Here is a 12,294-nt window from a genome sequence, read left to right as displayed (position 1 = left end):
TGTTATTTGCCGCTTCCCGTGCTCGCTTGCTGCACGAACGAAGCCGTGACGGTAGGACTGTAATCGGGCAGCACGTCGTCCACGCGCTTTTGTTCCTTCAGGAACGCGGATGTATCAGCGAGCGCCTTGGCAATGCCGCCGCCAAGCAGACGCGGTGACGCTTGTTCATCGAGCAAGGGGAAGGTCGTTCCCTGCAGCAACGCGGGCAGATCGGCGGCGTCCGAACCGCTGATGCGCGCGATATCCGCCACTTGCGGCGTCGCTGCCGTCCACTTCGCGCCGTCCTTGCGATACTCGGCGTTCTGTGCACCCGTCACCCTGGAGAATGCTACGAGAAAGTCCGGGTGTGCCTGCGCGAAATCCTTGCGGGCGACCCACGCAAGGAAAGTCGGGGAGCCCCACTTGCGCACTTCCGCCGACGTGGTCAGCACCTTGCCCGTCTTCACGATCTTGCCAAGCGCCGGGTCCCACACATAAGCGGCGTCGATGTCACCACGCTGCCATGCGGCGGCAATCTCAGGCGGCGCCAGGTTCAGAATGGTGACCTGGTTGGCAGGAATGCCCCAGTGCTTAAGCGCTGCAAGAAGGCTGTAATGCGTGGTCGAGACAAATGGCACCGCGACTTTCTTGCCAATCAGGTCTTGGGGCTTGTTGATGTTGCTGCCGTTTCGCACGACCAGCGCTTCAGCCGTGCCAATCTCTGCTGCAACGAAAAACGTTTCCAGCGGCAAACCGCGCGTAACGCCCGCGGCAAGCGGACTGCTGCCGGTGAATCCGACCTGCACATCGCCCGATGCCATCGCGGCAATCACGTCCGCGCCCGTATTGAACTTGCGCCAGTTGATCTTGTAACCGCTGGCCTTCTCGTAGAGACCACCGGCCTGCGCGATCTTCGATGGCTCGATATCCGTCTGATATCCAACCGTGACGGTCTTGCTGTCGGCAGCAGACGCGGAAGATGTAAAACTCGCCGCGAGGCCGGAAACAAGCGCCAGCAACGCGGCGCCTCGAATAAGATGCTTGAACATGCTGTGCAACTCCCTCAAGAACACGTGCGGACACGGCGGACACGTCCGCGTTCCAGCGCTGTGTGGATTGGCTTACATAATATGATTCGGATTCCGATTCAAATGAATCGATGAATCACGTATCGGCAGGGCGGTTTTGGGTGCTTTGGTGCGATAACGCCGCACGGTCGTACGGTTGTCATTACAACTTTGCTGGGCACAGTATATGGACGGCGCCGCCTGGTTTCAAAGCAACGAATTCTCACTAGCTTAGTGAGTTTCAAGCTTTACGCAGCGTTCTGCAAAAGCGTGGACTGAGGTATCCTCGACACTTGAATGGAGGTTCCGCTGCGCGAGAACGGATCGCGTTGTCATAACATCGAACCTGGTGACGAACACTTTGATGCCTATGCAGGACCACGCCGGCCCGCTTTATAGACGCGTAAAAGACCAGCTTCGTGCGCGCATGCTCGACGGAACGTATGCACCGCACGCGCAGCTTCCCACCGAGCGCGCGCTGTGCGACATGTTCGAGGTCAGCCGCATTACCGTGCGGCAGGCGCTCGATGAACTGCGCCAGGAAGGCGCCGTCGAGAAGGTTCGCGGCCGTGGCACGTTCGTGGCTGCGCCCCGGGCTTACCAAAACATCGCCGCGCTGCAGGGATTTTCGGAAGCAATGACCCCGCTCGGTCATCAGGTAACGAACCGGCTCGAGGGGTTTCGCTACCTCGATCCTGACACGGCACTTCGTGGACGACTCGGGCTCGAGGACAACGCACGTGCTGCGGAAATCAAACGCATACGCATACTGGATGGAGCCCGCTTGTCGTTCGAGACGACTTATATTGGCGAAGCACTCGCGCAAAAACTGACGAGCGCAGACCTTGCCACGCAGGACATTTTTAAACTTATCGAAGAACGCAGCGCCGTTCGTATCGATCACGCGAATGTAGCGGTCGACGCAATGCTCGCCGATGAAGAAACCCGCACGGCACTGGGACTCGCGCCGTGCAGTCCCGTACTTCGGGTCGAGCGGCACGTATTCGACACCCAAGCACGCCCCGTCTTGTTCGAGCTCCTCCACTTTCGTAGCGACGCATTCCAGTACCGTATGCGTATCGACCGTGAACGCTAGGCAATCGACATGAAGGAACTGTCCCAAACACGCAGCGTTAAAGGTGCGCCGCCCGTGCGCACTCTTACGGGAAACGCGCCCCTTGCCTGCTTCGAGCAGGCGCTTCACGAGACTTCAGCATCATGATCGATTCATCAAGAACACTGGATAAGGGAACCGTGGTGAACATCGTCGTCATTGGCGGCGGTTTTACAGGGCTCGCGTTTGTTATTCATGCCATTCGGGCGCGTCCTGCCGGCGTGATTTTCGACCTCACCATTGTGGAACCATCGGCGAAACTGGGACGCGGGATCGCTTACGGCACAACGGAACCGTTGCACCGGATCAACGTCCCGAGCGACCGGATGAGTCTTTTCGCCGATGACTCGACACACGCCACGCGCTGGCTCAGGGAGCATGATGCGCTGGATACAGGTAGCGTCGACGAGCAGGGACACTACTACGTGTCACGCCAGCGATACGGCGAGTATGTCGATGCAACATTGAAACAGGTCGTAGCCGAAGCCGCTGCGCATGCGCGCGTGAATCATCGGCGGGCGAGTGCTACCGGGCTTTCCAAGATCAGCTCGGGCTTCAACGTCACGCTCGACGATGGCTCGCAACTGGAAGCGCAACGTGTCGCGCTCTGCTTCGGACATACACCGTCGAAACCGCCAGGACGTATCGATGAAGATGCGTTACGCGATCCGCGTCTGATCGCGCATCCTTGGTCGCATGACGCGTTGCACGCCATTCCGGGCGATGCATCGGTGCTTCTGGTGGGCACCGGACTGACCATGGCCGACGTCGCCGTCACGCTGATAGGCCGCGAGCACCGCGGACGCATCACGGCCATCTCGCGACGTGGCTTGCGCGCACAACCGCACGGCATTTTCGCCGATGCCGCCGACTTCCTGGGCAACACGACGCCCCCCACAACCGCGCGTGAACTGGTGCAAAGGCTGCGTCAGCGAATCGCGCGCGACAAGCAAGCGAACATCGGCTGGCAGCCTGCCGCCGACGCACTTCGCTTCGAGCTTCCGCGCATCTGGAACGCGCTGCCCGCGCACGAACAACGCCGGGTTGTCCGGAGGTTGCTGCCGTTCTGGGACGTGCACCGGTTCCGTATCGCGCCGCAGATTCACGCGGCCATCGAACGGGCAATTGAAACGGGACAGATGCGCGTGGTCAAGGCGGGTATCGGCGATATACAACGTCACGCGCATGGCTTTCGCGTGGGGCTCAAACGCCCGGGCGGGCGCATCGAGGAACATGACTTCGGTGCGGTGGTGTTCTGCACGGGACCGGCGCGCGACATCGAGAGAAACCCGCTCGTGAAGTCCTTGCTCGAAAGCAGGCTGGCGCGTCTGGATGCGGTAAAAGCGGGTCTCGATACCGATCTGCAAAGCCGCATACTCGATGCCGAGGGCAACGTGTCTCCCGGCCTCTTTGCATTCGGTCCGATGACCCGTGGCAGCTTCGGCGAGATGACCGGCGCGCCGGACATTGCGCGCCATCTTGAGCGGCTGCTGAAAGACGGCAGCCTGCTTGCGTACCCGGTGTAATGCACATGACCACTCACAAGACCCATCACGTTGTTCCCGATGCAAGTCCGCCACCGCCTTCGTCGCTGTATTCGCATTCGGTCGAAGCTGCGGGCTGGCTGTACATCACAGGCCAGCTACCCACCGACCCCGATGCGCCCGCCGCGGCGTTGGCCGAAGGCATAGAAGAACAAGCCGGCTTCTGCTTCGAGAACCTTGGCCGGATACTCCGGCACGCCGGCTACAAATACGAAGACGCGGTTTTCGTGCGTATTTACCTGAGCGAATTCGACCGTGACTTTGCGCGGTTCAACACGATATATGCGCGTCACTTTCCGCAAGACAGCGGGCGCTTGCCCGCTCGCACCACTATTGGTGTCGCACGTCTTGGCAGGGGTGCCTTAGTGGAAATCGACCTGGTTTGCTACAGGCAACCTTGATGCATGACGCCGCTTAGCAAAGCAGAATTACTTGTTTAGCAGGAGATTTCGTTTCCGCTAAGTTCTTGTCGGCAAGCTGTATGCAAGCTGGCCTATCTAGAACGAAGGGGAGAAAGAATGACTTTGCTGCGCGGAATCCATGCGTTGTTGCTCGCATCCGTTATAACTGCGTCGGCACATGCGGCCGATCCGGACAAGAAGGAAATCCGCTTTGGCGCGACCGCCGGACCTTACGCAGACCAGATCCGCTACGGCATCAAGCCGGTGCTGGAAAAGGAAGGCTATAAGGTCACCCTTGTCGAATTCACCGACTATGTTCAGCCAAATCTCGCGCTTGCCGACGGTGCGCTTGACGCCAATGCGTTCCAGCACGAGATCTATTTGAAGAAATTTTCCGACGATCACAAGCTCCAGCTTAGTGAACTCGTCAAGGTGCCGACTGCGCCTATCGGTATATACAGCCACAAGCTCAAAAGCCTTGGCGATGTAAAAGACGGCGCGACCGTTTCACTTCCTAATGACGTGACAAATCAGGCGCGTGCAATCGTGCTGCTGCAGCAAATTGGCTGGGTGACGCTCAAGCCGGGCGTCGATCCGGTAAAGTCGTCCGAGCGCGATATTGCAACAAACCCGCACCGGATAGAGTTACTGCCACTGGACGCCGCCCAATTGCCGCGCTCGCTGGACGACGTTGACTATGCATTCGTCAACGGAAACTTTGCTCTTGCTGCCGGGCTCAAGCTAACCGACGCGCTGCTGCTCGAAAAAATCCCGCCCTATTATCTGAACCTCGTAGCGGTACGTACAAACGATCTTCAAAAGCCGTACGTAAAGGATATTTCGGCTGCGTACCAGTCGCCGGAGTGCCGGCAAGTCGTAGATCAGCGTTTTCAGGGCTTTAGTAAACCCGATTATTTGCGTTAAGCTGAAACCCGCGCGCCGGCTCGTTTCGCATTGCAGGTTTTCCGGTTTGGAAAGCTTCAATAAATATTGGCACGGCGTACAATTGAATCGCGATAATTCCAAGAGCGTCCTGCACGGCAAGGTATCTTCGTTACGGACACGTTAAGCATTTGGCGAAGTCTTGTCACAACAATGCAATGCGACGCGTCTCGGCGCCCTGGCTTTATCCTCGGTTCTACTTTCATTTTTTAGCTTTAAATTTTTCTGGACACACTCATGGCAACCGGTACGGTCAAATGGTTCAACGATGCAAAGGGCTTCGGCTTCATCACGCCGGATGACGGCGGCGAAGACCTGTTCGCGCACTTCTCGGAAATCAAGGCAGAAGGCTTCAAGAGCCTTCAGGAGAATCAAAAGGTCACGTTCGAAGTGAAGCAAGGACCGAAGGGCAAGCAGGCGTCGAACATCGTTCCAGCCTGAGTTTCAAGCACAGCCAGATCAGTCTGGTGATCTGCACGCGGTCGTCGTAATGCGCAGCATTGCGGCGACCGCGGGTTTACCTTGGTGTGATCAAAAGCAGGTAAAGCATCTTCATTTGCCGGTTCCGGCAAATTCGTCTTGCACGACTTTTCGTTCGCCTGGCCTGAACGTTTTTCCTGCGGTATCCGCCGAAGCGTGAGCCAGGCTGAAACGTTCGTCCGGCGCTGTCCCATTCAAATGGTAGTTGCCAACGGCAGCCTCGCGCTGGATCGCCGGATTATGCGAGGCGATTACGCGCGCGTTGCGCCAGTGGCGGTCGAGCCTGCGTGCTTCGCTGGTCGCCGATGCACCACCCACTTCGAATAAAAGCGTCGCAGCCTCGAGCACCTGCTCGAGCACGATCTGCTGCGCCTGATAAGCCTGGATGTCCACGGCAATGTAATCAGCCGTGGTTGCCGTCCCTGCAGTGCGCGCCTGATGCACACGATCGAGAGCGGTAGCAACCGCATCGACCAAGGCTTCCGCAGAATACGCAAGGCTTCCAAGCCGCCCCACTACCCGATGCACGAGCGGATTGTCACGCGGACTCGATTGTCCGGCCACGCCAAAAGTGCGCGTACGGCCCTGAACAAACGCAACGCCGTCACGCAACACCGCACGGGCAATGCCGGCGAGCGTCGCAAGATGGACCGCCTGATAGAAAGCGGTAAGCAAGGAATTGCGGCGGGGCTCGGAGGCGTTGTATCGGGAAAGGATCTGCTCAACGGGAACGCGGACATTGTCGAAGCGGGTCGTGCCGCTCGCCGTCAGGCGCTGGCCGAAGCCGTCCCAGTCGTCGTTGCGCGCCACGCCCGGCGCGTCACTGCGCACCAGCACGTGAAGATCGTTTTGCGTATCGTGCGCGGCCACGTTGATCCATTCCGAATAGAGTGTGCCCGTGCTGTAGTACTTCTCTCCATTGAGCAGGACATAGGCGGGGTCTTTATCGGCGGTCACGGTCACGCTGTTGTGCGTGGAGCCTGTGCGTTCCGATGTGGCCGCGCCGATTGTTTCGCCTTTCGCAATGCGCCCGAGCCATCGTTCGCGCGCCGCAATATCGTCGCTTTCGAGCCGCTGTTCAATGAAACCCGAATGCGCGCGAATGATCTGCGGCAAGTTCGAATCGGCTTCACCCAGGCGCGTCAATAGGCGGAAGTATTGCGGCAAGCTGACGCCGGAGCCGCCATATTCACGCGGCACGCGCAGCGCAGTAAAACCGCTGTCCTTCAATTGCGTGACCGCGTCGCGCGCGAGTTCACGGTTTTGCTCACGCGCGAGCGCACCCTCGCCAATGTGCGTGAATACTTCGGCAAAACGCGCGTAAAGCGCAGCGTCCGGCAAAGCTGACGTCGTCATTCATTTCTCCGCAGATTAAACGCCCTTCAAAGACGCGCGATGGACACTTCCGTGGACTTCACCAGCGCAACAACTTCGGTGCCGACCTTCAGGTCGAGTTCATCGATAGACCTTGTCGTGATCACCGACGTCACGATTCCGTTTGGCGTCTCCACGTCCACCTCCGAGAGCACGGACCCGCGAATGATCTCCTTGATGTGCCCCCTGAACTGATTGCGCACATTGATGGCCGTCACGCCCATGGCGTTACTCCTTGATTGGTTGAATGAGCTTGTACGCGCGCGCTGCCACGCCGACAAAATAGTCTAGCGAGGCGAACTGGCCAGCTTAACGATTGATTTGATCTAAGGTTTGACGCAAATTTGCTTAAGCATTGTGCGCTTCAAAGCCTTAGTGCTATGCGGTATATCGATTAGCGGATTTATTGGTCGCGCTATACAGCGCTCAGCTTGAAAATGGCGAACTGGTCAATCAAAGCTCAGGTCTTGCGACCTGCAGATCAACAACGGACTGTCATGACTAACCTGCCGCCCCGTCGCCTGCATCTCAACGTCAACATTCTGCATTCGGGGTTCGTGCCGTCGGCATGGAGGCTTGCCGAGGCCGATCCGCACGCGTTCATCGACGTGAAGCATTACGTGCGCGTTGCGCAGATTGCGGAGGCAGCGAAGTTCGACGCCGTGTTTCTCGCCGATAACGCGTCCATTGCCGATCAGATCAACTTCCGCCCGATCACCGCGCTCGAGCCGACCATCCTGCTCGCGAGCATTGCGGCGGCGACGTCGCATATCGGTGTGATCGGCACCGCGTCCACGAGCTACAACGAGCCGTATAACATCGCGCGCCGGTTCGCAACGCTCGATCATGTCAGCGGCGGCCGCGCCGGGTGGAACGTGGTGACGACAGCGGACCTGGGTTCGGCACGCAACTTCGGGCGCGACGCCGTGCCTGATCACGCCGAACGCTACGCGCGCGCGGCGGAGTTCACGAGCGTCGTCAAGGCGCTCTGGGATAGCTGGGAAGAAGGCGCGATTGTCGGCAATAAGGCGACTGGCTTGTTCGCCGATACGGACCAAGTCCATCCCCTGGCGCATCAGGGCATGCATTTCTCTGTGCAAGGTCCGTTGAACGTTCCGCGATCACCGCAAGGTTATCCGGTGCTGGTGCAAGCGGGCGCATCGGGCGATGGCCGCGATCTCGCTGCGCGTCATGCCGAAGCGGTGTTCTCTGCCTCGCAATCATTCGATGAATCGCTGGGCTATGCGCGCGACCTCAAGACGCGTGCGGCCGCCTATGGCCGCGGTCCCGATGCTGTGAAAGTGCTCGCGGGGCTGACGACGATCATTGGCGCAACCGAGGCCGAGGCGCTGCGCCGCCGCGATGAACTCGTGGACCTGATTCCGTGGAGCTATAGCCTGACGCGGGTGGCCGGTACGCTCGGCATCACGCCCGACCGCCTGAAACTGGATGAGAAGCTGCCGGACAACCTGACCTTGCCGGGTCAGGGCAACGGCAACCATACGTTCTTCCATGCGACGATCGCGCAAGCCCGGCAACATGGTTATACGGTACGTGAACTCATTCGCGCGCTTGCGGGCGGTGGCGGCCATCGCGTAATCGTGGGGACACCTGAGCAAATAGCCGATGACATCGAACGCTGGTTCAAAGCCGGCGCCGCGGATGGTTTCAACCTGATGCCCGACACCTTGCCGGGTGGCTTGCAGGATTTCGTCGACGGCGTGATTCCGATTCTTCAGCAGCGCGGGGTCTTCAGGCGCGAGTACGAAGGGACCACGTTGCGTGATCACCTCGGCCTCGCAGTTCCAGAGAACAGATACACGGCCGAGCGTGCCTCAGCCGTGGCGGTTTGAACAAGCAACTAAAGCAACTCGCGTTCAAGCGCGGCGGCCGGCAGATCAACCGGCGCGCGCTCTTCCGCACGCCGCAGCGCAGGCGTCGCGGACATCAGCAACCTTGTGTACGCGTGCTCTGGCGCGGCGAATACACGTTCGGCATCGCCTTCTTCCACAACGCGTCCGTCCTTGAACACCAACACGCGGTCGCTGACATGACGAACCACATCGAGGTCGTGCGAGATGAACAACAGCGCCGTATTTAGCCGCGCCTGGAGCTCGGCGAGCAAATCGAGCACTTGCGCTTGCACGTACACGTCGAGCGCGGACACGGGCTCATCGCAGACGATCAATGCAGGTTCGGGCGCAAGCGCACGCGCAATGGCTACGCGTTGCCGTTGACCGCCCGAAAGCGACGAAGGACGGCGCGCAAGAAAAGCCGCGTCCAGTCCAACCTGCTCGAGCAACTCGACGCTCCGTGCAAGCAGCGCCGGTTTCGATAACTGCTTCGACCACAGCGCTTCCTCAAGCAACTGCTGCACGCTATGACGCGGATCGAAGGAACTCAGCGGGTCTTGCGGAATGTATTGAAGGCGCGGCCGCAATTCGCGACGCGCGCGCTCGGACACGCCGGGACCGTTCCAGCGTGTATCGAGAAACTCGACGTTGCCCGCATCCGGCGCGATCAACCCAAGCACGATGTTCGCACAAGTACTCTTGCCTGAGCCCGACTCGCCGACAATGCCGACCACTTCACCGCCAAGCACGGAGAACGAAACATCCTGCAACGCGGTGAACGCTTCGCCGCGATGCTTGCCACGACGTACATACTGCTTGCCGATGGCATCGACTCGCAACACTGCTTGTTCCGAACGTGCGCGCCTCGGCGGCAATGATTCACGCACGATCAAAGGTGCCGCGTCCGGCGCATCCAACGCAGCAGAAACGATGCGCGCCGAACTTAAACGATGCCCGCGCGATCGCGCGGAAGGCTGCGCCGCGAGCAACTGGCGCGTGTAGGGATGCGACGGATTGTTGAGCACGTTTTCCGTCGTGCCGCTATCGACGACTTCGCCGTTATGCATCACCAACACGCGATCCGCGATACCCGCAACGACCGCGAGATCATGGCTGATGAGCAAGACGCCCACGCCTTGCGCAAGACGCTCGGCAAGCACGGCGAGCACTTGCGCCTGGACGGTGACATCGAGCGCGGTGGTGGGTTCGTCGGCGATCACGATCGCGGGCCCCGCCGCAATCGCCGATGCGATCAGCGCACGCTGCCGCAAGCCACCGGACAATTCGTGCGCATATTGCGTCGCGCGATGCTCGGGATCGGGAATGCCGACGTCGCTCATGACTGCATGAACACGCGTGCGCCGCTCACCGCGAGAACGCACGAGCCGATGATGCGCGAGCACCTCGCCAATTTCCGCGCCGACCGTGCGCAGCGGATCGAGCGACACGAGCGCGTCCTGCATCACCAGTCCCGCAAACGTGCCGCGCAAGCCGCGCCATTCACGCTCGGTGAAGCGCAACGCCGGACGTCCATCGATATCGAACTGTTGCGCATCGATCACCGCTTGCGCTCCGGCCAGCCCGATCAGGCTACGCGCGGTCAGACTCTTGCCCGAACCGGACTCGCCCACAAGCGCGACACATTCACCCGCGTGTATGGAAAGATCGACACCGCGCACGAGCGGTTGGCCGCCGTTCGCGCCAGGGAAGCCGACGCTGAGGCCGCGTACATCGACGAGCTTTTTTGCTGTTGTGGTCATCGGGTGCGCACCTCGTATTTCCGTTGCAGGAACTTGCCTATGACAGAAAACGCGACAACGGTCAGCGTAATCGCCATGCCCGGGAACACGCTCGGCCACCACGCAACGCGCAGCACATCGCGTCCCTCGGCGAGCATCACGCCCCACTCCGGCGTGGGCGGTTGCGGACCGAGACCAAGAAAGCTCAGCGCCGATACCGCGATGATCGCGCTGCCTATATCGATGGTCGCGATCACCGGCACGACGACCAGCACGTTGGGCAGCACATGGCGCAGGAACACGCGGCTGCGCGACAAGCCATAGCTCACCGCGTGCGTGACATAGTCGGCGCGACGCACCACGAGTGTCTGGCTGCGCAACACGCGGCCGAATTTCGGAATCCCCGCAATGCCCACCGCAATCGCGATATTTACAATCCCCTGCCCGAGAAACGTCACCACGAACAGCGACAGCAAGACGGGCGGAAACGCGGAGAGGACGTCGAAAACGCGTGAGGCGGATTCATCGGCGAGGCGTTTCCCGAGGCCTGCCGTCATGCCGATCACGAGCCCGATGACAAGCGCCACGATCATGCTCGCAAGGCCGATCAGCATCGAATAACGCGCGCCGTAGATCACGCGTGCAAAGACATCGCGGCCAATGCGATCCGTGCCGAACCAATGCGCGGCACTCGGCGGCTGCAGCGTCTGGGCGATGTCACTGACAAGCGGATCGAAGTGCGTAACCAGCGGCGGATAAGCAATCGCCGCCGCCAGCACGAGCAGGAAAGCCGCGGCAAGGAACACCCCTGGCGGCGCCGCCTTCAAAAACTGGCGCCGGGGCTGCGGTATGGAAAGGTAATTGATCTCGCTCATTCGCTGCGCAGCCGTGGATCGATGAAAAGATAAGCGACGTCAAGCAGCGTCGAGATCACGACGTGCACGAAGGCCGCGAGCAACACCACTGCAAGCACGACCGGTACATCCTGCGATGTCACCGCGTTGAGCGTCACGCTTCCAATGCCAGGCCGTCCAAACATCTTCTCCGTGATGACCGCGCCACCGAGCAAGCTGCCGATAAGCCATCCGCCCAGCGTCACGACCGGCAGCAATGCGTGCCTGAGCACATGGCGAAAACGCAATGCGAGTTCACCAAGTCCTCGCGAGCGGACGGTGACAACAAAAGGTTTTTCAAGCGCGGCCTCGAGCGCCTCGCGCATGACTTGCGACAGGATCCCCGCAGTGGGCAGCGCCAGCGTCACGGCAGGCAACACGAGCGAGCGCCATCCATTCGCGCCGGAAACGGGAAAGAGCCGCAACTGGAATGAAAACGCGATCAGCAACAACATGCCGAGCCAGAAAACGGGCGTGGATGTGAAAGTGATTTCGAGTATCGACGCAATGCGACCGCCCCACGCGCCGTGAGACGTTGTCGTGCCAGCGGTCAGCGTTGCGATCAGGATCGCCAGTACGACGGCGAGCAGACCCGCTGAACCAGCGAGCTGCGCCGTTGGAAGAAGCTGGCTTTGCAGCACGGCCGCAACAGGCTGTTGCATCACAAACGATGTCCCCAGATCGGCATGGCCGAGACGCAACAGGAATTGCCCGTATTGCCACAGGAGACTGCGGTCCAGTCCCCACTGCGCGGCAATCGTCTCGCGCAGACCGGGATAAGCAAGATCGCCCGCGAGTACGTCCTCAATGCGTCCCGGCAACGCGTGGATCGCAATAAACGCAGCGGTTGCAGCAAGCCACAATACAAGTACGCCCGTGCCGAGCCGCGTGGCAATCTTCGCAAGCAT

At 60.1% G+C, this 12,294-nt stretch carries 12 protein-coding genes; 6 read left to right on the top strand and 6 right to left on the bottom strand.

What is annotated here, in order from left to right:
- Positions 1 to 2 precede the first annotated feature (2 nt).
- Positions 3 to 1,028 carry a taurine ABC transporter substrate-binding protein gene (gene tauA / locus HB633_RS10425; protein ID WP_213778019.1) on the bottom strand — a complete coding sequence of 342 codons (1,026 nt, stop codon included), beginning with the start codon at positions 1,026 to 1,028 and terminating at the stop codon, positions 3 to 5.
- A 382-nt stretch (positions 1,029 to 1,410) separates the two neighbouring features.
- Here tauA and HB633_RS10420 point away from each other — a divergent pair, with 382 nt between their 5' ends.
- The 5 genes from HB633_RS10420 to HB633_RS10400 all read left to right on the top strand — a co-directional run bounded on the left by HB633_RS10420 (position 1,411) and on the right by HB633_RS10400 (position 5,488).
- Positions 1,411 to 2,142 carry a GntR family transcriptional regulator gene (locus HB633_RS10420; protein WP_213778018.1) on the top strand — a complete coding sequence of 244 codons (732 nt, stop codon included), beginning with the start codon at positions 1,411 to 1,413 and terminating at the stop codon, positions 2,140 to 2,142.
- A gap of 122 nt (positions 2,143 to 2,264) precedes the next feature.
- The gene (locus tag HB633_RS10415) at positions 2,265 to 3,686 is read left to right on the top strand and encodes an FAD/NAD(P)-binding protein (protein ID WP_213778017.1); all 1,422 of its coding nucleotides are present in this window, start codon (positions 2,265 to 2,267) and stop codon (positions 3,684 to 3,686) included.
- Between the two features lie 5 nt (positions 3,687 to 3,691).
- Entirely contained in the window at positions 3,692 to 4,105 is a 414-nt protein-coding gene (locus HB633_RS10410) for a RidA family protein (RefSeq protein WP_213778016.1), read from the top strand.
- A 117-nt stretch (positions 4,106 to 4,222) separates the two neighbouring features.
- Positions 4,223 to 5,029, top strand: coding sequence for a MetQ/NlpA family ABC transporter substrate-binding protein (locus HB633_RS10405; RefSeq protein WP_213778015.1), 807 nt, complete (start codon positions 4,223 to 4,225; stop codon positions 5,027 to 5,029).
- A 255-nt stretch (positions 5,030 to 5,284) separates the two neighbouring features.
- Complete coding sequence (locus tag HB633_RS10400; RefSeq protein WP_031356584.1) at positions 5,285 to 5,488, top strand: cold-shock protein; 204 nt, start codon at positions 5,285 to 5,287, stop codon at positions 5,486 to 5,488.
- Positions 5,489 to 5,599: 111 nt separating this feature from the next.
- Here HB633_RS10400 and HB633_RS10395 read toward each other — a convergent pair whose 3' ends face one another.
- On the bottom strand, positions 5,600 to 6,883 hold the full coding sequence (locus HB633_RS10395) for an acyl-CoA dehydrogenase family protein (RefSeq protein WP_213778014.1): 1,284 nt from the start codon (positions 6,881 to 6,883) through the stop codon (positions 5,600 to 5,602).
- A 26-nt stretch (positions 6,884 to 6,909) separates the two neighbouring features.
- A complete protein-coding gene (locus HB633_RS10390) occupies positions 6,910 to 7,125 on the bottom strand; it encodes a molybdopterin-binding protein (protein WP_213778013.1) in 216 nt (71 codons plus the stop codon).
- A 273-nt stretch (positions 7,126 to 7,398) separates the two neighbouring features.
- Here HB633_RS10390 and HB633_RS10385 point away from each other — a divergent pair, with 273 nt between their 5' ends.
- A complete protein-coding gene (locus HB633_RS10385) occupies positions 7,399 to 8,754 on the top strand; it encodes an LLM class flavin-dependent oxidoreductase (protein WP_213778012.1) in 1,356 nt (451 codons plus the stop codon).
- Between the two features lie 8 nt (positions 8,755 to 8,762).
- Here HB633_RS10385 and HB633_RS10380 read toward each other — a convergent pair whose 3' ends face one another.
- Genes HB633_RS10380 through HB633_RS10370 form a run of 3 tightly spaced genes read right to left on the bottom strand, consistent with a single transcriptional unit; the run spans position 8,763 to position 12,294 of the window.
- Positions 8,763 to 10,514 carry an ABC transporter ATP-binding protein gene (locus HB633_RS10380; protein ID WP_213778011.1) on the bottom strand — a complete coding sequence of 584 codons (1,752 nt, stop codon included), beginning with the start codon at positions 10,512 to 10,514 and terminating at the stop codon, positions 8,763 to 8,765.
- A complete protein-coding gene (locus HB633_RS10375) occupies positions 10,511 to 11,368 on the bottom strand; it encodes an ABC transporter permease (protein ID WP_213778010.1) in 858 nt (285 codons plus the stop codon). The genes HB633_RS10380 and HB633_RS10375 overlap by 4 nt, the downstream gene beginning before the upstream one ends.
- Complete coding sequence (locus HB633_RS10370) at positions 11,365 to 12,294, bottom strand: ABC transporter permease (RefSeq protein ID WP_213778009.1); 930 nt, start codon at positions 12,292 to 12,294, stop codon at positions 11,365 to 11,367. Before HB633_RS10370 ends, HB633_RS10375 begins: the two co-directional genes overlap by 4 nt.

This window comes from Caballeronia sp. dw_276 (assembly GCF_018449635.1).
Lineage (GTDB): Bacteria > Pseudomonadota > Gammaproteobacteria > Burkholderiales > Burkholderiaceae > Caballeronia.
The sequence above is the reverse complement of the archived record's forward strand: the minus strand, read 5'-3'. Positions and strand labels throughout refer to the sequence as shown.